At 63.0% G+C, this 23,834-nt stretch carries 21 protein-coding genes and 1 riboswitch; of the genes, 13 read left to right on the top strand and 8 right to left on the bottom strand.

Annotated features, from left to right (window positions below):
* The 3 genes from HMPREF3092_RS05440 to HMPREF3092_RS05430 all read left to right on the top strand — a co-directional run bounded on the left by HMPREF3092_RS05440 (position 1) and on the right by HMPREF3092_RS05430 (position 2,920).
* Complete coding sequence (locus tag HMPREF3092_RS05440; RefSeq protein ID WP_070424109.1) at positions 1–747, top strand: IclR family transcriptional regulator; 747 nt, start codon at positions 1–3, stop codon at positions 745–747.
* 255 nt (positions 748–1,002) lie between these two features.
* Positions 1,003–1,710 carry an IclR family transcriptional regulator gene (locus tag HMPREF3092_RS05435; protein WP_070424108.1) on the top strand — a complete coding sequence of 236 codons (708 nt, stop codon included), beginning with the start codon at positions 1,003–1,005 and terminating at the stop codon, positions 1,708–1,710.
* Between the two features lie 16 nt (positions 1,711–1,726).
* A complete protein-coding gene (locus tag HMPREF3092_RS05430) occupies positions 1,727–2,920 on the top strand; it encodes a folylpolyglutamate synthase/dihydrofolate synthase family protein (RefSeq protein ID WP_070424107.1) in 1,194 nt (397 codons plus the stop codon).
* Between the two features lie 10 nt (positions 2,921–2,930).
* Here the strand turns inward: HMPREF3092_RS05430 and HMPREF3092_RS05425 are convergent, their stop codons facing one another.
* The 3 genes from HMPREF3092_RS05425 to HMPREF3092_RS05415 are packed head-to-tail and all read right to left on the bottom strand — an operon-like array spanning position 2,931 to position 5,202.
* Positions 2,931–3,584, bottom strand: a complete 654-nt coding sequence (locus HMPREF3092_RS05425) for a DUF308 domain-containing protein (protein ID WP_070424106.1) — start codon at positions 3,582–3,584, stop codon at positions 2,931–2,933.
* 14 nt (positions 3,585–3,598) lie between these two features.
* Positions 3,599–4,366: a glutamate racemase gene (locus HMPREF3092_RS05420; RefSeq protein WP_070424105.1), complete on the bottom strand. Its 768-nt coding sequence runs from the start codon at positions 4,364–4,366 to the stop codon at positions 3,599–3,601.
* The gene (locus tag HMPREF3092_RS05415; protein WP_141737960.1) at positions 4,363–5,202 is read right to left on the bottom strand and encodes an HAD domain-containing protein; all 840 of its coding nucleotides are present in this window, start codon (positions 5,200–5,202) and stop codon (positions 4,363–4,365) included. The genes HMPREF3092_RS05420 and HMPREF3092_RS05415 overlap by 4 nt, the downstream gene beginning before the upstream one ends.
* A 120-nt stretch (positions 5,203–5,322) precedes the next feature.
* Between HMPREF3092_RS05415 and HMPREF3092_RS05410 the strand changes: the two genes are divergently transcribed.
* From HMPREF3092_RS05410 to lhgO, 4 genes are all read left to right on the top strand, one after another.
* Positions 5,323–6,291, top strand: a complete 969-nt coding sequence (locus HMPREF3092_RS05410; RefSeq protein ID WP_083274269.1) for a TAXI family TRAP transporter solute-binding subunit — start codon at positions 5,323–5,325, stop codon at positions 6,289–6,291.
* A 7-nt stretch (positions 6,292–6,298) separates the two neighbouring features.
* Positions 6,299–6,814 (top strand): DUF1850 domain-containing protein, encoded by a 516-nt coding sequence (locus HMPREF3092_RS05405; protein ID WP_070424103.1) that lies wholly within the window; start codon positions 6,299–6,301, stop codon positions 6,812–6,814.
* Between the two features lie 63 nt (positions 6,815–6,877).
* Complete coding sequence (locus HMPREF3092_RS05400) at positions 6,878–8,875, top strand: TRAP transporter permease (RefSeq protein WP_070424102.1); 1,998 nt, start codon at positions 6,878–6,880, stop codon at positions 8,873–8,875.
* 22 nt (positions 8,876–8,897) lie between these two features.
* Positions 8,898–10,109, top strand: coding sequence for an L-2-hydroxyglutarate oxidase (gene lhgO, locus HMPREF3092_RS05395; protein ID WP_070424101.1), 1,212 nt, complete (start codon positions 8,898–8,900; stop codon positions 10,107–10,109).
* A 44-nt stretch (positions 10,110–10,153) separates the two neighbouring features.
* Here lhgO and HMPREF3092_RS05390 read toward each other — a convergent pair whose 3' ends face one another.
* Positions 10,154–10,543, bottom strand: a complete 390-nt coding sequence (locus HMPREF3092_RS05390) for a universal stress protein (protein ID WP_070424100.1) — start codon at positions 10,541–10,543, stop codon at positions 10,154–10,156.
* Between the two features lie 23 nt (positions 10,544–10,566).
* Between HMPREF3092_RS05390 and HMPREF3092_RS05385 the strand changes: the two genes are divergently transcribed.
* The gene (locus tag HMPREF3092_RS05385) at positions 10,567–11,481 is read left to right on the top strand and encodes an inositol monophosphatase family protein (protein ID WP_070424099.1); all 915 of its coding nucleotides are present in this window, start codon (positions 10,567–10,569) and stop codon (positions 11,479–11,481) included.
* Positions 11,482–11,542: 61 nt separating this feature from the next.
* Here HMPREF3092_RS05385 and HMPREF3092_RS05380 read toward each other — a convergent pair whose 3' ends face one another.
* The 4 genes from HMPREF3092_RS05380 to HMPREF3092_RS05365 are packed head-to-tail and all read right to left on the bottom strand — an operon-like array spanning position 11,543 to position 15,360.
* Entirely contained in the window at positions 11,543–12,298 is a 756-nt protein-coding gene (locus HMPREF3092_RS05380; RefSeq protein ID WP_070424098.1) for an iron ABC transporter ATP-binding protein, read from the bottom strand.
* A complete protein-coding gene (locus HMPREF3092_RS05375) occupies positions 12,295–13,434 on the bottom strand; it encodes an iron chelate uptake ABC transporter family permease subunit (protein WP_141737959.1) in 1,140 nt (379 codons plus the stop codon). Before HMPREF3092_RS05375 ends, HMPREF3092_RS05380 begins: the two co-directional genes overlap by 4 nt.
* Positions 13,427–14,380 carry an ABC transporter permease gene (locus tag HMPREF3092_RS05370; RefSeq protein WP_070424097.1) on the bottom strand — a complete coding sequence of 318 codons (954 nt, stop codon included), beginning with the start codon at positions 14,378–14,380 and terminating at the stop codon, positions 13,427–13,429. The genes HMPREF3092_RS05375 and HMPREF3092_RS05370 overlap by 8 nt, the downstream gene beginning before the upstream one ends.
* A complete protein-coding gene (locus tag HMPREF3092_RS05365) occupies positions 14,377–15,360 on the bottom strand; it encodes a siderophore ABC transporter substrate-binding protein (RefSeq protein WP_070424096.1) in 984 nt (327 codons plus the stop codon). Before HMPREF3092_RS05365 ends, HMPREF3092_RS05370 begins: the two co-directional genes overlap by 4 nt.
* Positions 15,361–15,513: 153 nt before the next feature.
* Here HMPREF3092_RS05365 and HMPREF3092_RS05360 point away from each other — a divergent pair, with 153 nt between their 5' ends.
* The 5 genes from HMPREF3092_RS05360 to HMPREF3092_RS05340 all read left to right on the top strand — a co-directional run bounded on the left by HMPREF3092_RS05360 (position 15,514) and on the right by HMPREF3092_RS05340 (position 23,666).
* Complete coding sequence (locus HMPREF3092_RS05360; RefSeq protein ID WP_070424095.1) at positions 15,514–17,193, top strand: amidohydrolase; 1,680 nt, start codon at positions 15,514–15,516, stop codon at positions 17,191–17,193.
* An 85-nt stretch (positions 17,194–17,278) separates the two neighbouring features.
* A riboswitch (glycine riboswitch) is annotated at positions 17,279–17,377 on the top strand.
* 115 nt (positions 17,378–17,492) lie between these two features.
* Positions 17,493–20,459: an aminomethyl-transferring glycine dehydrogenase gene (gene gcvP / locus HMPREF3092_RS05355; protein ID WP_256174383.1), complete on the top strand. Its 2,967-nt coding sequence runs from the start codon at positions 17,493–17,495 to the stop codon at positions 20,457–20,459.
* 13 nt (positions 20,460–20,472) lie between these two features.
* Positions 20,473–21,651 carry a glycine cleavage system aminomethyltransferase GcvT gene (gene gcvT, locus HMPREF3092_RS05350; protein ID WP_070424094.1) on the top strand — a complete coding sequence of 393 codons (1,179 nt, stop codon included), beginning with the start codon at positions 20,473–20,475 and terminating at the stop codon, positions 21,649–21,651.
* A gap of 72 nt (positions 21,652–21,723) precedes the next feature.
* Complete coding sequence (gcvH, locus tag HMPREF3092_RS05345; protein WP_070424093.1) at positions 21,724–22,122, top strand: glycine cleavage system protein GcvH; 399 nt, start codon at positions 21,724–21,726, stop codon at positions 22,120–22,122.
* A 128-nt stretch (positions 22,123–22,250) separates the two neighbouring features.
* On the top strand, positions 22,251–23,666 hold the full coding sequence (locus HMPREF3092_RS05340; RefSeq protein WP_070424092.1) for an L-serine ammonia-lyase: 1,416 nt from the start codon (positions 22,251–22,253) through the stop codon (positions 23,664–23,666).
* The last annotated feature ends 168 nt before the right edge of the window (positions 23,667–23,834 follow it).

The following is a 23,834-nucleotide window of genomic DNA, read 5'->3' as shown; positions in this document are numbered from 1 at the left end:
GTGGCAGAAGTTCCGGCACTCAGGCGTTCCGTTGGGATTCTGCGCCATCTGGGCTCGTCACTGCGGCCCATCAGCGCCGGAGCTCTCGCACGCACCCTGGACATTCCCCGCTCCAGCCTGTACGACCTCCTGGCTGTTCTCGAAGAGCTCGACATGGTGCGCAAAGTCGACACCGGCTATGTGCTGGGCTCCGGTATCAGTGAACTCGACGCCGCGCACTCACGTCACGCGTCTCTGCAGCGGATTGCCCAGCCGGCTGCGCTTGAAACAGCTGAAGCGGCCGGCGGTTCCGTCCAGTTGGCGGTTCTGCGCGGCTGGGAGACGGTGTACCTGCTGAAGGAGTCAGCCAAGAGGGCGCCGCGGATCGTCACCGAGGCCGGCATCCGCATGCCCGCCTATCTCACCGCGACCGGCCGGGCGATCCTGTCCCGGCTGGAGAGGCGCGAGGTGGTGGCGATCTTCTCTTCTGAACTCGTCTTTGCGCAGCGCACGGGGCAGGGGCCCACGTCGCTGCGGGAACTCAACAGCGAATTGGCCGGTGTTCGCTCCCGCGGCTATTCGATTGAGCACGGTGAAATCAGCGACGGCATTTGGACTGTTGCCGCCCCCATTGTCGATGCCGCGGGCAGGCCGATTGCCGCGTTCGGCATTTCGCTGCCCACTGATGACAGTGGGGAAGATCGTGAAAAGGAAGTCAGCGCGCTGGCAGTAGAAGCCGCTGAGGGAATCTCAGTGCGTCTGCGCTGAGCCTTTGCCCAGGAACAGTTCTCCGCTGCGCACCGAAACAGCCGGCGGTGAGGAGCGTGGAAGCTTTGAAAAAATACGAATTCAGTACAGAATGGGTTTTTCGGACAGAATCACACGTTCACGAAGCGCACAGATACGTCTCATCTATCGCCGAGCCGGTTTTATGTCAGTGGTTATCGGTAGGCTGAGATTCGTAAGGGTGAACTTGGCGTCACCCGCTGCGCTGTAACAGGCGCATACGCAGAAAGGAGCAGAATGGCGGATGTCCCGGCTCTTCGGCGCGCAGTTGCGATGCTGCGCGCTGTTTCCCTCAGCAACGAGCCCATGAGCGCCGGACAGCTGTCACGGGAACTCGATATTCCCCGCTCCACCGTCTATGACATCCTTGCGGTCCTTGAAGAGCTCAACGTTGTCAGCAAGCGCAAGAACGGCTACGTGCCGGGGCCGGCATCTACTGGCGTGGGTGCTGCGTATCTGCGCTCTGTGCCGTTGGTCAATGCGGCAGCTCCGGCCATGCGCGCGCTGGCAGACGCCATTGACGGCTGCGTCCACCTGTCCACGCTGCGCGGCAATGAAGCACAGATCCTCACGGCAGACCGCGGTCCTGACGCGCCCGCGTGCCCGTCGTGGCCCGGTGACATGGAGCCGATTGCAACATCAGCCGCCGGCCAGGCGATTCTGTCCTGTCTGCCCAAAGGTGCGATTGCCGAACTCATCGACGAAGACCTGATGCCCAAGGTCCTGGAAGAGCTTCGAGCGGTTCGTCTGCGCGGCTATGCCATCGAACGCTGCGACGATTCCAGCACGTGGATCATCAGCGCCGCACTGCAGCCCAGATCAGGTTCGCTGGTTGCGGCCCTTTCCATCGTCCTGCCGGCCAACTACTGGAGTGCTGACAACGAACTGCGCGTTGCGAAAGCCCTCAAGCTCACCGTCAAGAGGCTTTCTGACCGTCTGAACTGACGGTTAGGGTTGTTTCGTGACTTTGCGACACGACCCTGCAGACGAGCCCTTCTTCCGTGAATGGAACGAAGCGCGCCGCCGCGAAAACGGAGGCCAGCGGACAATCACACGGTCCCGTAAGCGCTCAGCCCTCCTGCAGGAACACCTGGGACTGCACCGGGGTCTTCCCGTCCCCGCCTGTCTCATAGTCGGATCAAAGGGCAAAGGCACCGCGGTGGCGGCAGCAACCGCGACTCTGCACGCCGCGGGTCTGCGCGTGGGAACCATCACGAGTCCGCCGCTGCGCCACAATCGCGAACGCATTCGCATTGACGGCCGCGCGATTTCCCAAGCGGACTACGAAGCGCTGTCCCAGCGGGCCGCCCGTGCGCTTGAGGCTCTGCGCTCCTCAGATGACGGCTATCTGCCGCCTTCGGGCATGTACACCCTCATTGGGCTCAGCTGGTTGCTGGATGCAGAGGTTGACGTCCTCGTCATCGAGGAAGGCCTGGGCGGTTTGAGCGACGATGTTTCGCTGTTCTCCTACCCGGTTGTCGCGGTTACGCAGATCTTTGCGGAACACCTGGATGTTCTGGGTGGTTCGCTCGATGCTGTTGCGGCTGATCTGCTGGGAGTCATCGACGACGCCACACAGCGGGTGGTGGCGTTTTCACCGCAGCCGCCCCAAGCACAGAGCCGCCTGCCTGAGCACACAGACTTCGTTAAAACCGGCGCGACCCTGGAGCGCAATATCCGAGTAGGCGCCAAAACTGCGTGCAGTCTGCTGGAAGTCAGCTTCCCAGACCGGAAGCAGGCAGGCCTGCCGAATGCCGAAGAGCTCGCAGAAAAGCTGATTCTGCCCGGCCGCGCGTCCCTGCACACGGTCAGTGGGGCGCAGTGGTGCATCGACACGTCCATCAGCCCGGAAGGTGTGGCTGATATCCGTGCTCGCGCCGAAGGGATCCTGCGTCCCGGTTTTCGGGTGCTGGCTGCATTTCCGGATGTCAAAGACGTCGAAGGATGCATAGCCGAACTTGAAGGGCTGCCCGTGACATTCGTCGGTGCGGGCCGCGAATACCTCAACTACAGCCGATCACAGGCCGACACAACAACCCAGCAAGCAGTGCATAACGCCCAGGCCGCCGGCAGTGATGTGCTGGCGGTGGGCACGCAGTCCTTCGCCGGGGAACTGCTGGAAATCCTCGAAGCCGACACTGACCGCTGGTGGTGAGGAAGCCCGATCAGTCGTCGTCGACGACCTCGCCCTCGATCACCTGGGGGCCTTCACCTCGGCCGTTCCTGCCGCCTCGACCACCCGGGCCGCCGATCCGACCGGAAGCCGTCCACCCCTGAGTCTGCCCGTTCTGCGTGCGGAAGGCGCGGAAAGTCGTGGTGATCCGGCGGGCCAGCATCAAGCTGAGAACACCGTAGATGGCCAGCAGGAACGCGGCCAGGTACATGCCGATCGTGATGGTGTCAGCCGGGAAGACGGGCATGAGGAAACCGGCGAAGACCGCGGAAATGCCGAGCACCAGACCCAACCACCACGAGCGCGCACCCAGGCTGCGCATGAGAACAGACACAAGGATGACACCCGCGCCGAACAGAACGGCCGCAATGCTCATGACCACCACGAGGAAGCCCAGAAGAGCCTTGGGTGCCGCCAGAATCAGAATGCCGAGCAGCGCCGACAGGATCGTGTGACCCAGCGCCAGACCGGACTTGCGGCGCACTGAGGCGATCAGCGCGAGCGCGGCATCAGCCAAGAACCAGAAGCCCACCAGGTAGGAGAACACCACGGCACTGTGGCCTGGCCACACCACCAGAAGAATCGAAGCAATGAGCGCGAAGACGCCCTGCAGAACTAAGAACAGGTTGATCGGGCGGACTGCCACGGTAGATCCCTTCCTCACACAGCAATGTCCAAAAGCGCCTGACCGGCAGGGTAGGCGCCGACTGCGGCCGGGAGTTTCCCCGGTCGTCCCGACAGGTACACGTGCCGCAGCCGGCCGGTGGGCTGAGCCTCGGGACTGGGCTCCAGTCCCAGTCGGTGCAGTGTTTGCTGGGCAACGGCGCCGTGCGAATCGTACAGCTGCCTGATGCCCGGGCGGGCGGCGCGAATGACGTCAGCCACCAGGCCGTAGTGGGTGCAGCCGAGCACAATGTCGGTGATGCCTTCGGGGGTGTCGGCCATTGCCTGGGCGACTGCCGCGCGAATGCTCACGGGGTCAGCCGCATCAATGGCCTGCGCCAGTCCGAAGGCCGCTGTTTGGTGAACATCAACACCGGCCGCAAACTTCCCGATCAGCTCGTTTTGGTACTCGCTGTTGGTGGTTGCCGGGGTTGCCCACACGGCAAACGGCCGGCCGGCTTCCGCCGCGGGCTTGATGGCCGGGACGGTGCCGATGATTGGGATCTTGAACTCTTTGCGCAGGGCCGGCAGCGCATTGACCGAGGCGGTGTTGCAGGCCACGACGATCGCATCAGGTTCGTGCTGGGCCAGGGTGCGGGCTGAAAACAGTGCGCGTTTGGTGACATCAGCACCCGACAGGCGGCCGTAGGGGGCGAAGTCCGGGTCCATGGCCAGTACAAGGTCGGCCTGCGGGGCGGCCCGGTGGATGGCGTGGGCGAACGCGGTAAGGCCCAAGCCGGAATCGAAGACGCCGATGGTGGTCATAGCCGCAGCTTTCTGGGTCGAGGTGTCAGCGAGTACGGGTTGTTCTGCGCTGGTCCGGCGGGGCTTTCTGGGTCGGGGCCGGCCGGGATGGATGCGCCGGCTGGGCTGGTGGCCGCAGAGCCGCTGGGGCCCGCGGGTCCGGTCGGTTCGGCGGCACCCGCGTGGCTGCCCGAGGTGCCGAGGCTTGCGGGTGTTGTCCGGTGCGGAGTTCTGGGGGCGGGCGGGGTGAAGCGGCGCATCTGCCTGAAGTGCGCCTCTGTGAGCCCGGTGCTGTATTCCGGGGCGATCATGAGCAGACGATCGCCGAAAAGCGTCGTGAAGTGCTCCAGGGTGGTGGTGTGGACGAGGTCGTCGTCAATCCAGATGGCGCGGTCGTCGGGATTGTCGCGCAGGAACTTTTCGACCGCTTTGGCTTTCCACCACGTGTGCGGGTCGTCGGCGTAGTAGTTGAATGACGAGTCCGGCATGGCTTCGACCGCGTAGCGGCGCGTGAATCCGAGCTTCGGTTCGATTTCTTCCGTGCATAGGTGCGACCACGTGGACAGCCACACCAGCTGGGCGTAGCGGCGGCGCAGAAAACGCTCCATGAGCTGCACAATGTGCGGTCGGTAGTGCAGTTCGTAGTTCCAAGCGTGAACAGCCCGACGCTTCTCCCGTTTGAACCGGGGTTCCGGCACGGGATAGGAGTTGAGAACGCCGTCGACGTCGAGAAAAATCCGCACGGGCGACTGGGCTTGGACCATAAGTTCATGGTAGCCGTCGCCTTTGATTGAGCAGACATCGTTACAGAAATATCTGTTGACCAAAGCCCTGATGACGATAAAGTACAGGTTCACGGCTCTCAGTGGACTCTCAGCCTTGAGGCTGACTGAACGGACTATCAGAGTAGATAGGCGTCGTAGCCAGTGAGTGCGGTGTGAACAGAAAGTTGCTGTCAACGGAGACAAAGGAACATCATGCTGAAACGTTTGCGCTCGACGGCTGTTGCCGCAGCGGTCGCCTCAATAGCCCTGGTCGCCTCTGGCTGTGCCGGCGGTGGCGGAGAAAAAGGCACGGACATTCTGACAGTCGCAACCGGGGGCTCTTCGGGTGTTTATTACCAGGTAGGCGCCGGGTACGCGAAGCTGCTCAAAGACTCGCTGAATTCTGAGACGACGGTCCAAGCCACTGGCGCCTCCGTTGAAAACCTGACTCTCATCCAAGACGGAAACGCCGAAATTGCCTTTACGCAGGCTGACGCGGTTGACCAGGCACTCAAGGGCGAAGGCCCGTTCGAAGACAAGCAGATCGACGAGATCCAGGCTATTGGTGCACTGTACGACCAGTACATCCAGGTGGTCACCACGGAGAAGACCGGGATCAAGTCTTTTGATGACCTCAAAGGCAAGCGCATTTCGGTCGGCGACGCGAACTCCGGTGTGGAGCTGAACGCTCGTTCTGTGGTCAAGGCTTACGGCTACACCTATGACGACTTCAAAGTCGACTATCTTTCGTACGGAGATGCCATCGACGCAATGAAGAACGGTCAGTTGGACGCCGCTTTCTTCACTTCCGGTATTCCGAATTCGGCAGTCAGCGACCTTGCTACAACTGAGAAAGTAGTTGTGCTGCCTCTGGATGGTGACGGCGCGAAGACTCTGCTCGAAGAACACGACTACCTGGGTGAAGCCACTATCCCGGCTGATACCTACAACTCTGCGGAAGACATCAAGACCCTGACGATTCCGAACCTCCTGGTTGCCAGCCCTGAACTCACAGAGGAAGCTGGCTATGAAATCACGAAGGTGTTCTACGACAACTTGGACAAGCTCGAGTCGTCGCACAGCTCAGTCGCGGATATCGACCGGGACACCGCTGCTGACGTCAAAGTGACCGACCTGCACCCCGGGGCCAAGAAGTACTTCGAAGAAGAGGGACTTCTGTAAATCTCTCATGGCCAGCCGCAAACCGCCGCCCAGCAGCAAGTGGACCTTGAGTCGTCGCGCGCTGCTGGGCGCGGGGCTCGGCTCGGCTGCGGCTCTCCTGCTCGCTGCCGATGTTCCGGCCCGCTGCCTTGTGGTCAGTTCTGTCCGACCGGAGAAGCAGAACTTCTATCACGTGCCCATCAGCGATGGCGACAAAATCACGCTTCGGTGGATCCACTCGGTAGATCACAACCCGTGGGTGGAGCACTATTTCGTCCAGGGGCGCGAGCTTCGGCTGGACTGCATTGAGCTTCGGACGATGGGAGCGGGGACCCCGTCGTCTGCGCCGCGAGTGTACAGAGCCGGCGAATCGCTGCACATGTGCGGTTTTGATCGGCTGTACGACTCCCTCAACTGGATACATTCCCACGACGTCGCACACACAGTGACAATCCGCCGACAGCAGGGAACCGGGTGGTCTTCGGACGTTATCGAGACCGAAGATCTTCCTCATCGAGCTTCGATCACCCTTCGCGTTCTCTGAACGAGGCGTCCTTTTCGGGCAGTTCGCGTTCGGCGTTCACCGCCCTTCAATCTTGGAGATCTCATGAATTCGACAGCAAAACCGAAGTCTGTTTCCGATGATGATGGCCTGCGCCCCGATGGGGAAGTCGCCGAAGAAACACAAGAGCTGCTGGAAGATTTGGACCGAGAATCGCGTACTCGGCCCTATCAGGACACGTGGTTGAAGATCCCGGTTCTCGTTGCCGGGGTTGTGCTGTCGCTCTACCACATGTACATCGCGCTGTTCTCCGGCCCGCCGCAGCTGGTGCACCGTGCAATCCACGTCTCTGCCATCCTGGTGCTGTGCTTTGCGCTGTACCGCCCCACGCGCAAGCAGGGCAAGCCGACAGTTCCCTGGTATGACTGGGTGTTTGTCGCGATTTCAGCGTCGATCGCGATGTACATCGCACCGAAGTACAGCGAAATCGTTTCCGCCGGTGGTCGTTTTGACACGATCGACGTTGTATTCGGCGCACTTCTTGTCTTTGTGGTTCTGGAAGCGGCACGCCGACTCACCGGCTGGGCTCTGCCCGTTCTTGCGGTGCTGTTCATCGTGTACGGAATCTACGGCCGGTATATGCCCGGGGCTTTTAAGCACCGCGGCTACGACCTCGACCGCATCCTCAACTTCATGCTGTCGACGAACGAAGGCGTTTTCTCCACTGCCATCGGCGTTTCGTCTACCTACATTTTCCTGTTCATCCTCTTCGGCGCAGTTTTGGCAAAGTCCGGTATGGGCGAGTTCTTCAATAACCTCGCGATGGCGATAGCCGGTCAAACCCGTGGCGGTCCCGCCAAGGTGTCGGTGATTGCCTCAGGCTTCCTCGGATCGATCAACGGTTCGGCGATCGCCAATGTTGTGACAACGGGTGCATTCACTATTCCGCTTATGAAGCGCATCGGCTATCGCCCCAACTTCGCGGGCGCAGTTGAAGCGTCGGCTTCTGTCGGCGGGCAGCTGCTTCCGCCGATCATGGGAGCGGCGGCGTTCATCATGGCCGAAACTCTGGGTGTTCCCTATCAGCAGATCGCACTCGTGGCAATCGTTCCCGCGCTGCTGTACTACCTCGGCGTTATTGTCCAGGTGCATTTGAGGGCGACCCGCGACGGTCTGAAGGGAATTTCGAAAGACAACATTCCCGCTGTCCTCAGCGTGCTGAAGGAGCGCGGTCACCTGCTGATTCCGCTGGCTTATCTGCTGTTCATGCTGTTCTTCTCGGGCCGAACGATTCTCTTCTCGGCCGTCACAACGGTCATCGTCACGATCATCGTGGCCCAGCTGCGCAAGAGCACGCGGATGTCCATTATGGACATCCTTGAGTCCCTGCGCGATGGTGCGATCACAGCTGTTTCTGTTGCTGTCGCCTGCGCGTGCGTCGGGATCATCGTCGGGATTGCGACCCTGACGGGACTGGGCGTCAAACTCGCCGGAGCGATTGTTGCCATCGGCGGAGGGCTGTTGCTGCCTACGCTCATCATGACGGCGTTGGCCTGCATCATCCTCGGAATGGGCCTTCCGTCTATTCCGGCCTACATCATCACGGCGACCATGGCTGCCCCAGCTCTGGGCCAGATCGGTGTGGAGCCTCTGGTTGCGCACCTGTTCGTGTTCTACTTCGGCCTGTTCGCCAACATCACACCACCGGTGGCGCTGGCAGCCTTCGCCGGAGCCGGCTTGGCTGGGGGCGATCCGATGAAGACCGGTTTCGCGGCAATGAAACTTGCGGTGGCCGGCTACATCGTTCCCTTCGTCTTCGTATACAACCCAGGCCTGCTGTGGCAGGAGGTCGCAATTCCCGAAGCGCTGTGGATCACGGTTACGGCAACCATCGGCGTTCTGGTGCTCGCCGTTGCCGCGGAGGGGATGTTCATGGTCCGAGTTCCGATCATCGTGCGACTCATCATGGCCTCCGGCGCAATCCTGCTCATTGTGCCCGGTTCGATGACAGACATCGTCGCGTTTGGGATTCTCGGCGTCGGTTTTGCCATCCAGCTGGTCCTGGCGAGGAAACAGCAGAAGCTGAGCATCCGCAACATCTGACAGGCACCTCGGAGGAGCAGCGGTGATCAAACGGAACTTTGGGGTGATCGGTGCAGGGATCATCGGCGCCGCCGTTGCGCGGGAGCTGACGCAGCGCTTTCCCGGCGCATCAGTCACAGTGCTGGACAAGGAGCAGTCCGCCGCTGAGCACCAAACCGGCCACAATTCGGGGGTGGTGCACGCCGGGCTCTACTACGAGCCAGGCAGTCTGAAAGCACGCCTGTGTCGCCGAGGCGTCAACCTCATTCGCGACTATGCGCTCGACCGCGGCTTGCCGTACGAGGAGTGCGGCAAACTCGTCGTCGCATTGAACGAGACTGAGGAGAACCGTCTTGCAGCTATTCATGAACGGGCCGTCGCAAACGGGGTTCCCGGCATTGAGCTGATCGGTCCCGATGGGATTCGCGATGTCGAACCGAACGCGGTTGGCCGTCTGGCTCTGCGCTCGCCTCACACAGCCATCATCGACTACGGGGCGGTCGCGCGTTCGCTGCTTTCCGATGTGGAGCAAGCGGGCGGACGCCTGGTCTTCGGCGCAGAGGTCATAGATTATGCCAACGGAGACAACAGTTGCTCAGTTGTGACGCGCCGCGGCGAAGAAGAGCAGACATTCGTCTTCGACCACGTTGTTGTATGCGCTGGCCTGCAGTCTGACCGGGTTGCCAGGCTGGCCGGCGGCGCGGAATACCCCAAGATCGTGCCGTTCTTCGGCCAGTACTCGCGCCTGTCGCCCGAGTACAGGACGATTCTCAATGGACTCGTCTACCCGGTTCCAGACCCCGCGTACCCGTTTCTCGGGGTGCATCTGACTAAGCGCGTAGACGGCGAAATGCTGGTGGGGCCGAACGCCTTTCTGTCGTTCGGCCGTGAAAACTACAGCGGCCGTCGAATCGGCTTTTCGGACAGTTTCGCGGTAGCTGCGGACCCTGGCTTTTGGCGGTTCGCCAGTCGCAATGTCAAAGCCGCGGTGCGTGAGCTCAGCGGCGTGATTTCCCGCCAAAAGTTTCTTGCGGGTGCGGAGCAGTATGTGCCCAGTCTGCGAGGCGCTGCATCGACCCCGATCACCCGCGGTATCCGTGCGCAGGCCATGGACCGCAGGGGAAACTTGGTCGATGATTTCGTGATCGAAAGAATCGGGGGTGCGACTCTGGTTCGGAACGCTCCCTCGCCTGGCGCAACCTCGTCCTTGGCTATTGCGGAGCACTTGGTGGACGGCATTGACCTGCGGGGGTGAGACTGCCGTACGCCTGATCCCGCAGACAGCCCCGCCGTCGGCGTCTACGGTGTCGTCGTCAGCACGGGAACGTCGGAGTCCAGCAGAATCCGCTGTGCCTGAGAGCCCAGGATGAACTTGCCGATCGCGCTGCGCTTGCGCAGGCCGATCACAATCATGCTGGCGTCGTTTTCTTTGGCACACCGGTTGAGGGTTTCGACCAGATTGTCTTCGTGTTCCGGCTGCAGAACCTCAGCCTCGACCCCGGCTTTGCGGGCCTGCTCTTCCAGGGCCGCCGCTTCAGAAGCATCGAGGGTTGTCACTTCGCTTGCCGCACCCAGCCGGGGAGAGTTCACCACGAGAGCGCGAACGTCGCGAGCCTTCGCCTCGGCAAAGCCCGCCTTGAGAGCAGCCTGACCTTCGGGGGAGGGGAGATAGCCGATGATGACCGTCATGTGCCCACTGTAACGTGGACTGCATGATCGATCCGCTGCTGGCGCTCGCCCGCGATGCCGCTTTCCTCGGGTGGTCGCGCATGGGCCTGTGGGCCTCGAAACTGTCCCGCGCACACGTTGAAGCCAAAGACGACCCCAACAACCTCGTCACCGAAGCCGACGCTGAAATCGAAGGCCTGGTGCGCGGTTACTTTGCCCGTTTCCGCCCGCAGGACACGGTCGTGGGCGAAGAATCCGCCGCGCCCCTGAACGCCCATGAGGTGGAGGACGGTTCCGCTCTTCTGTCCGGTCTTGTGGTTCCCACCCTGGTTCAAGACCCGCAGTTTGCCGCACGCCTGCGTGAGATCGAACTGCTGGAATGGCACGTCGACCCGATCGACGGAACTGTCAACTTCGTGCGCGGACTGCCCGCCCACTGCATCTCTTTGGGTGCTCGTCGCCCCGACGACCGCCACCCGGCTGAAGGGCAGTGGGAAATCGGCTTCGTCGCAGCTCCCGTCCTGGACACCGTCTGGTACGCCCGCGCAGGTGCTGGGGCTTGGGTGCGCACAGGACTGCCGCAAGAAGCAGAACTGACGACCGGCGCCTCGGCGACCAGAATCAGCGGAACCCCGGCGGGACTGCCGGGAGCAGTTGCTGCGACCGGCTTCGGCTATGCGCCCGAAAGGCGCGCCGAACAGGTCAGCAGGCTCAGCCCCGTGCTGCAGGAGTTCGACGACGTCCGACGCATGGGCTCAGCCGCAATCGACGTCTGCCTAGCGGCGGAGGGGAAAGTCAACGCCTACTTCGAACGCGGTCTGGGCATCTACGACTGGGCCGGGGGAGCGGTCATCGCCCGCGAAGCCGGCCTGCACGTGCAGCTGCCCACCGACCGCAGCGAACCTGTGATCATCGCCGACACCGCCGAACGCATGGAATTCCTGCGCCGCCACGCGTAAGGGACAGCGCGGCAGGGTCAGCGCGGCGGCTGAGCTTCAGGATCGCCTGTGGGGCAGCCGGTCAGTAGTACACGGCCAGCGGGCCTTGCGGGCCGTCGACAACCTGGACGGGAGTGTTGAACACGCGCGTGAGGACCTCGCTGCGCATGATCTCCTCCGGCGTGCCGAATTCGACGACCTGGCCCTCTTTGACAGCGCAGATGCTGTCCGCGTACGCGGCTGCGAAGTTGATGTCATGCAGCACGATGACAACCGTGCGGCCCAGCTCATTGGCCACGCGGCGCAGGTGGCGCATCATGATGACCGAGTGCTGCATATCGAGGTTGTTCAGCGGCTCATCCAGCAGGACGTAGTCCGTTTCCTGCGCCAACACCATCGCCACATAGGCCCGCTGCCGCTGACCGCCGGAAAGCTCATCGAGGTAGCGGCCTTCTAAACGGCTGAGTCCCAAGAAGTCGATGGCTTCGCTGATCGCGGTTTCGTCCTGCGGAGTCAAGCGGCCCTTGGAGTGGGGAAAGCGTCCGAAGCCCACCAGCTGACGGACAGTCAGGCGGGTTACGAAGTGGTTCTCCTGGCGCAGGATCGACACGATCTTCGCCAGTTCGTCGCTCTTGGTGGTCGTCACATCGTGGCCGCCAACCGTAATGTGGCCGGAGTCCATGGCCATGAGTCGACCGATCATCGTCAACAGGGTCGACTTGCCCGCCCCGTTGGGGCCGACGAGTGCCGTAATGCCCTGCGCCGGAATCTCCAGGTCGACCGGACCGATGCAGACGTCATCAGCGTAATTCCGCGCGACGTCGGACAGGTTGATCACAGGCGCCCCTTTCGGAGGATGTAGACGAGGAAGAACGTGCCGCCGACGACTTCCATGATGATGCCCACACTGCCTTCGGCGTAGAACAGGTTCTTCAGAACAAAGTGCGAACCGGCCAGAATCACGTAGCCGACGAGCACACCCATGGGGAACAGCAGACGGTGGTCAAAGGTGTCCGCCAGCTGGTAGGTGATCATCGCGGTCAGAAAGCCGAAGAACGTCATCGGGCCGACCAGTGCGGTGGAAATCGCCATGAGAACGGCGATCATCAGCAGTGAGCCGATCAGCAGCCGCTTGTGGTCGAGCCCCAGGTTCACGGCGGCTTCCCGGCCGAGAGCCATGAGGTTGAGCTTGCGGCTGATGAACCACAGCCCGCTACCGGCCAGCACCATCAGGGGCAGAACGTACGGCAGGTAGCGCGCGTCGGCGTTGGCGATCGAGCCGATGAGCCGAGCAGTGAGGACATCGAACTCACTCGGTGTGAGCAGTCGCTGCATAAAGGTGGACAGAGCGCCCAAACCGCCGCCCAGCACAAGGCCGATGAGCAGGGTGATCTGCAGGTCGTGACCGGAAACATCGCGCTTGCCGCCGAAACCGCCCAACAGCCACCCGTAGAGCAGGCCTGACATGGCAGTCATGATGGCAACCTGGGCCAAGAACGGCACGGCCCCGGTCAGCGCGGCCGTGCCGCTGGCGCCGAGGAAGAACACCGCAGCGGTCTGCACGAGCCGGTACAGGGATTCGAAGCCCATGATCGACGGGGTGAGAATGCGGTTGTTCGTCACCGTCTGGAAGGCAATCGTTGCGGTGGACTGTGCGAACGCCACGACAGCAATGATGACCAGGGTGGAGGCGCGCAGCTTCGAAATGGCCCAAAAGCCCGGGTGGCTCATGGGGACGGGGCTCTTCCATGCGAGCGTGGCAGCCGTGATCGCAACGGCGAGCACGGCCAGCCCGATCATCATCATCCAGTAGCGGCGCTTCTTTGCCTTGGTGGGAAGAGCGCCGGAAAAGCGCTCGGGGGCCGCTCGCAGGGAGTCAGCGACCAGGCACTCCTCAAACAGGATGGGGTGACCGGCGGGAAGGCGCTCATTGGCCGAAACCCGCGGAGGCAGGGAGCGGGGAGTGTCAGACACGAGACTTCTTCCTCAGCAGGAGAGCGATGAACACGACCGAGCCGACAACGCCCAGGATCAGGCTGACCGGAACTTCGAACGGGGCGATGATGATCCGCCCGATGATGTCAGACACGGTCACGGCGGCAATGCCCATGAGGGCCACCCACGGAAGATTGGAGCGCAGGTCGTCGCCGCGGAACATAGACACGATATTCGGGACCACCAGGCCGAGGAAAGGCAGGTTGCCGACGACGACCGTGACGACACCGGTCGCCAGTGCGACGAGCCCCGTGCCCAGCAGGATGACCCGGTTGTAGTTGATGCCGACGTTGACGGCCACGCTTTCGCCCAGCCCTACAACCGTGAAGCGGTCAGCGGCGATGAAGATCGCTACGGCGATTGCGACGATAATCCACAGCGGTTCGTACTGGCCTTTCAGCACCGAGGTGAAAGAGCCGGCAAACCAGATGCCGAGGCTCTGCAGCATGTCGGTTGCCAGGGCGATGTAGGTGGAGACCGCGCCGACGACCGCGCCGAGCATGAGCCCGACGATCGGCACGATGACGGACGAGCGCAGAGTCACTTGGCGCAGGAACGCGAAGAAGATGAGCGTTCCGATGAAGCTCATGATGATCGCCCCGGCCATCTTGACCAGCAGTCCAGAATCGGGGGCGATGATCATAGTGAGCAGCAGGCCGAGCCCCGCCCATTCGGTGGTTCCGGTGGTCGTCGGTTCGACAAAGCGGTTTTGGGTCATGAGCTGCATGACCAGGCCGCACATGGCCATGGCCGCACCGGAGAGCACGAGTGCAATGGTCCGGGGGATGCGCGTGATCGCGAACATTTCGGCACCGCCCTCGCCGAAGATGTCGAAGACGCCGACAAAAAGAGAAGCAACGACCAGCGCCGCAGTCAAGACGACTGCGGCGCCGAATCGCCACGTGAGCAGGGCGGGGCGTGTCACTGCTTGCCGAATTCCTCCGCGAGGTTCTCAAGGACCTCGGTGTAGGTCTGGATGGATTCGTTGACGTAGGTGTCCTCCGGCATGTACAGCACGTGGCCTTCCTTGATGGCGGTCACGTTCTTGAGTGCAGCGGAGTTCGAGACGACGTCCTTTGCCGGGTGGTACTTTTCGCCGTCCTTCATGGTGATGGCGGCATCGCGGTCCATGACGATGATCCAATCAGGGTTGGACTTGGCGATCGCTTCAACGCTGACGTCATCGCCTTCGTGGTCTTCCGAGGCTTCCGGAACGTCAAGGGCGGGCTTCAGGCCGACCATGTCGAACAGCGGGCCGGCACCGCGGCCCTGGGAGGGAGCGGAGTAGTTGAGGTTGCCGCCGGTGGAGATGAGCCCCATGACGGTTTCGTCCTTGTTGTAGCTGTCCTTGGCTGCCTTTTCGGCGTCCTCGAACTTCTTGACGAGTTCGTCAGCCTCTTTTTCCTTGCCGAAGATTTCGCCCAGAGCGGTGGTCTGGCGCTTGAATTCTTCGTCCAGGGGCTTGCCGTCGCGCGGTTCGAGGTCGACGATCGGGGTGTCTCCGGCGAGTTCCTTGATCTTGTCGGTGTGCTGGGTGAAGCGCTGACCGGTGATGATCACGTCAGGTTCAGCGGCCACGATCGCTTCGAGGTCGGGTTCGCGGTGGTTGCCCAGGTCGACGACAGATTCGTCTTCGCGCAGCTCCAGCGATTTCGGAACAATCTTGCGCGGCGCGGCGACGGGCTTGATGTCCCAGTCTTCGAGCGTCTGGAAGGAGCGGTTGTCCAGGGCGACAACCTTCTTCGGGTTCTTCGGAACCTCGACGGTGCCGTCGTTCGTTTCAATGCTGACGGTTTCAGCGCTGCCGGACTCGCTGTTTTCAGCGGTGCCGGAGCCGCATGCGGCAAGGGTCAGTGCGAGGGAGCTCGCACCGATGAGTGCGGCGAGGCGTCGTGCAGTCTTCATGCTGTTTCTTTCGTGTATGCGTCGGGAAGTTGAAGATTAGGTAAGGCTTACCTAAAGGGCCCGAACACAGCATAGGGGAAGTATTTGCGAAAGAAAAGTCTAGCTTAATGGCCGGTTCTTTGTCGCACCGCCGTGGGACCTAGACTTGCCGCTATGTCATCACGCCGCCGCCTGTTTCTCGGTGCCCGCTTCCTCACCTTCGAAAAGTCCCAGCCGCAAGCCTCAGCCGTCCTCGTCGACGGCGAAAAGATCGTTGCTGCAGGAGAGGCTGACGAACTGCGGGCTCACACCGCAGGCGCTGAGACCGTTGACCTCGGCGGAGCCACTGCGATGCCCGGCTTCGTCGACGCCCACATTCACGGTCTGTCGCAGGCGCTCGGAGCTGAACAGCTCAGCCTTTTCGGCACGGAATCCCTCGAGCAGGCAATGACGGCGCTGGCCGACTACGCGTCAGGTGTGCCGGATGGCGAATGGATCACCGGCGCTGGCTGGGACTTCACCAAGTGGGGCCTCGACGCACAGCCGGACCGCGCTCACCTCGAAAAAGCCGCACCGAACAACCCCGTGGCCCTGTGGTCGATCGACTACCACACGCTGTGGGTCAACGGGCTCGCCCTCGAAGAGGCGGGTGTTGGCCCGCACACCCCCGACCCGCACGACGGCGAGTTCGTCCGCGAACCAGGCGGGAGGCTCACCGGGATCATTCGCGAAGGCGCCGCAGAACTGGTGAAAGCCGCAATCCCAGACCCCTCCGCCTCGGCCGCGGCTGACGCTTTGAAGGTTCAGCAGCGCACGTGGCTTTCCGAAGGCCTCACGGGCCTGCACGAAATCGAAGGCGAACTGTCCCGCCGCGCCTGGCTGGAACTCGGTCAGCGCGGCGAACAGGACATCCGCGTTGTCAAATACCTCCGCCCGCAAGAGCTCGCCTGGGCAAAATCCTCTGGCTGGACAACCGGTGAAGGCGACAGCTGGTTCCACCACGGCGGACTCAAGCTTTTCGCTGACGGTGCGCTCGGCTCGCACACGTGCCACATGTCCTCGCCGTTCCCGCCGGCAGAAGGCGAAGAGGCTCCCAACTACGGGGCCGAGGTGATCTCGGAAGACGCGCTCACCGACGCCATGATCGAGGCGTACCGGGCTGGGATCGTGCCGATCGTCCACGCCATCGGCGACCAGGCGGTCCACCAGGTGCTGGGCGCCTACGAACGCTCAGCGGGTGAACACCGCGCGGCCGAAAAGCGCCTGGGCCGGACGCTGCGCCGCCGCATTGAGCACTCGCAGTTCGTCCAGCCCGGCGACATTCAGCGCTTTGCCGACCTCGAGGTCATCGCCTCAATGCAGCCGCGCCACTGCATTTCCGACCTTCACCTACTGGCGCAGATTCCACTGGACGCCGCACTGGCCGCCTACGCGTGGACGCAGCTGGAAGACGCAGGGGCGGCGCTCGCCTTCGGATCCGATGCGCCAGTAGAGCCGAGCACCCCGTGGTCCGCCGTGTACGCGGCGATGACCAGGGCAGACATCAGCGGTGACAGGTCGAGCACCTATCAGCCGGAGCGGCGCATGAGCGCCTACCGCGCGATCGCCGCCCACACCTCCGGTGCGGCTTTCGCGGCCGGCAGGGAAAACGTGTCGGGGCGGATTGCTCCGGGCATGGAAGCCGACTTCATCACCGTCGACACCGATCCGCTGTTCCGCGAGAGTGCTGACGGGGCAGCGTCCTTCGAACAGGCCTACCCGGATGAGGACGCCCTGTTCGAGCAGGCTGAGGCCATCCGCGACACCCGCGTGGAAACCGCCATTGTCGGCGGGCAGGTGCGCTTCAGCCGCTGATCCGCTGGCCCGACCGCAGGGCGAAACAGCCTGTGCTGACTCAGGCGCGCCGATTAAGTATCATGGCTCACAGAAATTGCCGTCATCACGCTCTTCGGGAGAGCCCACGCGAAGCCATCGCGTCGGCGCCGTAGGTGCAATTCCCTCCCCGGGAAACTCTCAGGCCCAGTACTGGAGAGCGGAGGCAACTCTGAAACCGCTGTCGGATTGCACTCAGTGCGCGACCGCACGGCAACAGAGCGGGGAGGAAGCCGCAGCTGCGCCAGCTGGCCAGCAAGACTCCGACCCAAGGAACGCCTGTGACTTTCGAGAACCGCACCGCTGCCCCGGAAGCCGTTACCGCAGCTCTGTCCCACGTCACCTCCTTCACCGGTGACTCCGAGCGCCCTTTCGCTGACCGCCACATCGGCCCGCGCGCTCACGAAACCGCCGCCATGCTTGAAGCGGTCGGCTTCGATTCCCTTGAAGCTCTGGCGCGTGCCGCTGTTCCGGAGAACATCCAGGACGACGGTGTGCAGACCCCGGCCGCTCTGTCGGAAGTCGAAATGCTCGCCCACCTGCGTGAACTCGCCGCGAAGAACGTGCAGAAGACGCAGATGATCGGCCGCGGCTACTACGACACGATCACCCCGACCGTCATCCGCCGCAACCTGGTGGAAAACCCCGCCTGGTACACCGCCTACACGCCCTACCAGCCGGAAATCTCGCAGGGCCGGCTTGAGGGTCTGCTCAACTTCCAGCAGATGGTTCAGGACCTCACCGGCCTCGACATCGCCAACGCCTCGCTGCTGGACGAAGCCACCGCGGTCGCAGAGGCCGTGCTGCTCATGCGCCGCGCCAACAAAAAGGGCTCCTCGGTTGTTCTCGACTCCGAACTGCACCCGCAGACCATCGCGATCATCCGCGCCCGCGCCAAGGCCATGGACTTCCAGGTGCAAATCGCTGACCTGTCCCAGGGACTCGTCGGCGAAGACGTGTTCGGCATCGTCTGTGCGCAGCCGGGCACCTCGGGTGCCGTGCGCGACTTCACCGACGCCGTACGAGGTGCCAAGGAGCGATCCGCAATGGTCACCTTCGCGTGTGACCTCCTTGCTCTGACGATGCTGCGCACCCCCGCCCAGCAGGGTGCGGACATTGCCGTCGGCTCTGCTCAGCGCTTCGGCGTTCCACTGTTCTTCGGCGGTCCGCACGCCGGCTTCATGGCCGTGACCGAAAAGCTCAAGCGGCAGATCCCCGGCCGCCTGGTGGGCGTGTCTAAGGACGCTGACGGCAAGCCCGGCTACCGCCTGGCCCTGCAGACCCGCGAACAGCACATCCGCCGCGAAAAGGCCACGTCGAACATCTGCACCGCCCAGGCGCTGCTGGCCAATGTCGCATCCATGTACGCCGTGTACCACGGTCCCGTGGGTCTTGCGAAGATCGCCAGCCGCATCCACCGCCTGGCCGTGGCCTTCGCCGACAAGCTCGATGGCAGCCTCGAATCTGTGTCGGAAAGCTTCTTCGACACGGTTGCTGTGCGCGTGCCGGACGCTGACGCGGCAGTTGCCGCCGCCTGCGAAGCCGGCATCAACATCCTGCGGATCGACGACACCCACGTGGGTGTGAGCTTCGGCGAACCGCACACGGTTGCCGACGCCAACACGCTCCTGGAAGCCCTCGGTGCCACCGGCCGCATCGACGAAGAAGAATTCGAAGCAGCCGGCACCGGCGCCTTCGGTCCGGCAGCTGTTCCCGCACCCCGCGTGCCGGAAGCTCTGCAGCGCAACACGCACTTCCTCACCCACCCGGTGTTCAACACCTACGGTTCCGAAACCCTCATGATGCGCTACCTGCGCACGCTGGCAGACCGCGACCTCGCGCTGGACCGCACCATGATCCCGCTGGGCTCGTGCACCATGAAGCTCAACGCGGCAGCCGAAATGGAAGCCATCACCTGGCCCGGCTTCGCATCCATCCACCCGCTGGCACCGGAAGACCAGACCGCCGGCTGGCGCGAACTGATTGACAACATCGAAGAGCTGCTGGCCGAAGTCACCGGCTACGACGTCGTGTCGATCCAGCCCAACGCAGGCTCACAGGGCGAACTGGCAGGCCTGCTGGCCATCCGCGGCTACCACGTGTCCAAGGGCCAGCCCGAGCGCACCGTCATGCTGGTGCCCAGCTCCGCCCACGGAACCAACGCCGCATCGGCCATCCTCGCAGGGCTGAAGGTGGTCGTCGTGAAGTCCGCAGAAGACGGCTCGATCGACCTTGAAGACCTCGACGCCAAGATTGAGAAGTACCGCGATGTGCTCGCCGGCATCATGATCACGTACCCGTCCACCCACGGCGTGTACGAATCCGATGTGCGCCGCGTGTGCTCGTCCATCCACGACGCCGGCGGTCAGGTATACATCGACGGTGCGAACATGAACGCGCTCGTCGGCGTGGCCAAGCCCGGCCAGTTCGGCGGCGACGTCAGCCACCTCAACCTGCACAAAACCTTCACCATCCCGCACGGCGGCGGTGGCCCCGGTGTGGGCCCGGTCGCAGCCCGCGAACACCTCCGCCCCTTCATGCCCGGTGATTCCAGCGACAGCCGCGCCGTCAGCGGGGCAGAGGACTACACCTCGCTGCCGATCTCCCAGGCCAAGTACGGTTCCGCCGGCGTCCTGCCGATCTCGTACGCCTACCTCAAGATGATGGGCCCGGACGGACTGCGCGAAGCCACCTATTCCGCGCTGCTGGGAGCCAACTACATCGCGAAGTCGCTCAGCGAGGACTTCCCGACCCTCTACACCGGTGAGAACGGGCTGGTGGCACACGAGTGCATCCTTGACCTGCGCGCCATCACCGCCGAAACCGGAGTGACAGCAGAAGACGTAGCCAAGCGGCTCATCGACTTCGGATTCCACGCCCCGACACTCGCGTTCCCCGTGGCCGGCACGCTCATGGTCGAACCGACCGAATCGGAAGACAAGGGTGAACTCGACCGCTTCATCGAAGCGATGAAGACCATCCGCGAAGAAATCCGCGCAATCGGCAGCGAATACACCTACGAAGAATCGCCGCTGAAGAACGCACCGCACACCGCCACCTGCGTCATGGACGACTGGGACCAGAAGTACTCGCGCGAGACCGCGGTCTTCCCCGTGCCCGGTCTGAAGCTGACCAAGTACTTCCCGCCGGTGCGCCGCATCGACGGTGCCTACGGCGACCGCAACCTGGTCTGCGAATGCCCGCCGCCAGAAGCCTTCGACATCGAATCGGCCGACGCCGAAGCCTGACAGAGGAGACCCCATGACCAAGCAGACACCCCTGCACCAGATCAACGCTGAACTCGGCGCGAACTTCACCGACTTCGGCGGCTGGGACATGCCGCTCAAATACGGCTCCGAACTCGCCGAACACCGTGCCGTCCGCGAATTCGCCGGCATCTTCGACCTGTCCCACATGGGCGAAGTCCGCGTCACCGGCGCCGATGCGGCCGCCTTCATGGACTACGCGCTCCTGTCGCGCTACTCCATCATGAAAAACGGCAAGGCAAAGTACGGCGTCATCATCGACGAGGCCGGTGGCATCCTCGATGACGTCATCACCTACCGACTGGGCGATGACGAATTCCTCATCGTGCCCAACGCCGGCAACACGCCGACCGTCGTGGCCGCACTCGAAGACCGCGCCGAAAAGGCCAAGGCTGCCGGCGCTGCCGCGGACTTCGAAGTGCGCAACGAATCCGACGACACCGCGCTCATCGCCGTGCAGGGCCCGAAGTCCGAGGAAATCCTGCTGGCGGCCGTATGCGGCAGCACCGAGTGCGACGACCGAGAAGACTGCGCCAAGATCAAAGACCTCGAATACTACGCGTGGACGTTCATCACGGTCGACGGCGTGGAGGTCTTCCTGGCCCGCACCGGCTACACCGGCGAAGACGGCTTCGAGCTGTACATCAAGAACGCCGACGCCGAAGCCCTGTGGAACCGGCTCATGAGCATCAACGAAGCCGAATTCGACGGTGCCGCACTGCCGTGCGGACTGGCTTCGCGCGACTCCCTGCGCCTGGAAGCGGGCATGCCGCTCTACGGCAACGAACTGACGCGCGAAACCACGCCGTTTGACGCGGGCTTCGGCGGCATGGTCCGCGGAGCGCTTAAGAACAAGGGCGACTTCTACGGCCGCGAAACAATGCAGAAGCTCAACGACGCCGACCAGGCTGAGGGCACACCGCGCAAACTCGTCGGACTGTCATCGGAAGGCCGCCGTGCCGCGCGCGCCGGTGCTGGCGTTTTCGTTGACGGCGCCGAGATCGGCGTCATCACCTCCGGCCAGCCGTCGCCCACCCTGGGCCACCCCATCGCCCTGGCCTACCTCGACACGGCACACGCCGAACCCGGCACCGCCGTGACCGTCGACATCCGCGGAAAGTCCTACGACTTCAGCGTCGTCGAAACACCCTTCTACAACAGCGGTGCCCACTGATACCCGCTTTGTGCACCGCTGACATCCCTTTAGGCACCCGCCCGCAGACCACCTGATTGAGAGGAACCCACAATGGCTGAACTGCCCCCGCTGCCGGAGAACTACTCGTACTCGGCAGAACACGAATGGATCAACGCCACCGGCGATAACATCGTCGGCACCACCGTCCGCGTCGGCATCACCGCAGTAGCCGCTGACGCACTCGGCGAAGTCGTCTTCGCAGACCTCCCCGAAGTCGGCGACACCGTCACCGCCGGTGAAGTCTGCGGTGAAGTCGAATCGACCAAGTCGGTTTCCGACCTCTACTGCCCCGTTTCAGGCGAAGTGACGGCCGTCAACGAAGACGTCGACGACAACCCGTCGCTGCTGAACTCCGATCCCTACGGTGAAGGCTGGCTGTTCGAAGTCTCCGTCACCGAGGTCGGCGACATCATGGACGCCGCCGCCTACGGAGAAGCAAACCACGTCTGATCCACCCACCTGGTCGCCCGGACCGGACCCTTCCCGGTCCGGGCACGCATCCCCACCCCCTCGCCCCACCTCGGGCATCCCCAACTCGACACCACCTTGGCCGTGCAGCGTCGCACACAGGAGGAAACATGACCGTCAGCGTTTTTGATCTGTTCAAAGTGGGCGTCGGCCCATCGTCATCCCACACAGTCGGCCCTATGCGGGCAGCCGCGCGCTTCGTGCAGCTGGTCGGAGACAGACAGCCCGCAGCGCTCGCAGTCGATGTTTTCGGATCCCTTGCCGCAACGGGAGCCGGTCATCGCACATTCGATGCGATCCTCGCGGGCCTCGAAGGCTGCGAACCCGATCGCATCCAGCCGGATGACTTCGCAGAGCGCACCGAGCGGACCGAAAAGACGGGCGTGCTGCGCTTCGGTGACAAGTGGGACATCGAGTTCAGCGAAAAAGACATGGTCAAACGCCCCCTGACCGTGCTCGACCACCACACCAACGCGTTGACCCTTCAGGCAAAGGATGGCGACGGCGGTGTCATTGCCGAAGAAACCTACTACTCCGTGGGCGGTGGTTTCGTCGTCAGCCAGTCCGAACTCGACGGCGGCCTCCAAGAAGAAGCGGAAGAGGAGCGAGCAGAAGCTCCCTATCCCTTCACCTCGGGAGCGGAACTCGTTGAACAGTGCCGCACATCCGGGCTCGAGGTGTGGCAGGTGATGCTGGAGAACGAAAAGGCCCACCGCAGCGAAGAGGAGATCCGCACGGGCCTGCTGCACATCTACTCCGTCATGGAGGAGTGCGAGCGGAACTCCGTGGCCCGCGACGGCATTCTGCCCGGCGGCCTCAACGTGCACAGGCGCGCGCACAAGTGGCACCAGCGCCTGCTGCAGGAAGACCCCGAACGCAGGCCCGAGTACTACCAGGAATGGGTCAACCTCGTAGCGCTGGCCGTCAACGAAGAGAACGCCAGCGCCGGGCGGGTGGTCACCGCGCCGACCAACGGAGCCGCCGGCATCATCCCGGCTGTCATGTTCTACGCCTTGAACTACGTGCGCGGTGTTGAAGGCGGAGCCCGCCACGGCGGCATCAACTCCGAAATCTCGATGAGCCGGGACGAGGCGATCGTCCGCTTCATGCTGACCGCCGGGGCAATCGGTGTGCTGTACAAGGAGCGCGCCTCGATTTCCGGTGCCGAAGTCGGCTGCCAGGGCGAGGTGGGGTCAGCTTCCTCAATGGCCGCCGCCGGTCTTGCCGCGGTACTCGGCGGAGGCGTCATGCAGGTGGAAAACGCCGCTGAAATCGCCATGGAACACAACCTGGGACTCACGTGCGACCCAATCAACGGGCTCGTGCAGATCCCCTGCATTGAGCGCAACGCCATCGCTTCGGGCAAGGCGATCAACGCCGCGAAAATGGCCATGTGGGGCGACGGAACGCACCGCGTGTCCCTCGACGAAGTCATCGCCACGATGAAGGCCACCGGCGAGGACATGATGGACAAGTACAAGGAAACCGCCATGGGAGGCCTCGCCGTCAACGTCGTTGAGTGTTGACGGGTGTTGGCCGGCGGAGCTGGTCTCACGCTTTAATGCGTTTTTGCGGGTTAATGCAGCGCATTAAAGCGTGAATCTGCATTGGCGCGTGATTCTGCCTGGCTTGGCCGCCGGTTGGTGCCGCCGTGGCTAGCGGCGGCGCGGCTCGCGATGCTGGTCTCACGCTTT

The organism is Brevibacterium sp. HMSC24B04 (assembly GCF_001806835.1).
Lineage (GTDB): Bacteria > Actinomycetota > Actinomycetes > Actinomycetales > Brevibacteriaceae > Brevibacterium > Brevibacterium ravenspurgense.
This window is presented reverse-complemented; position numbering and strand designations above follow the sequence as displayed.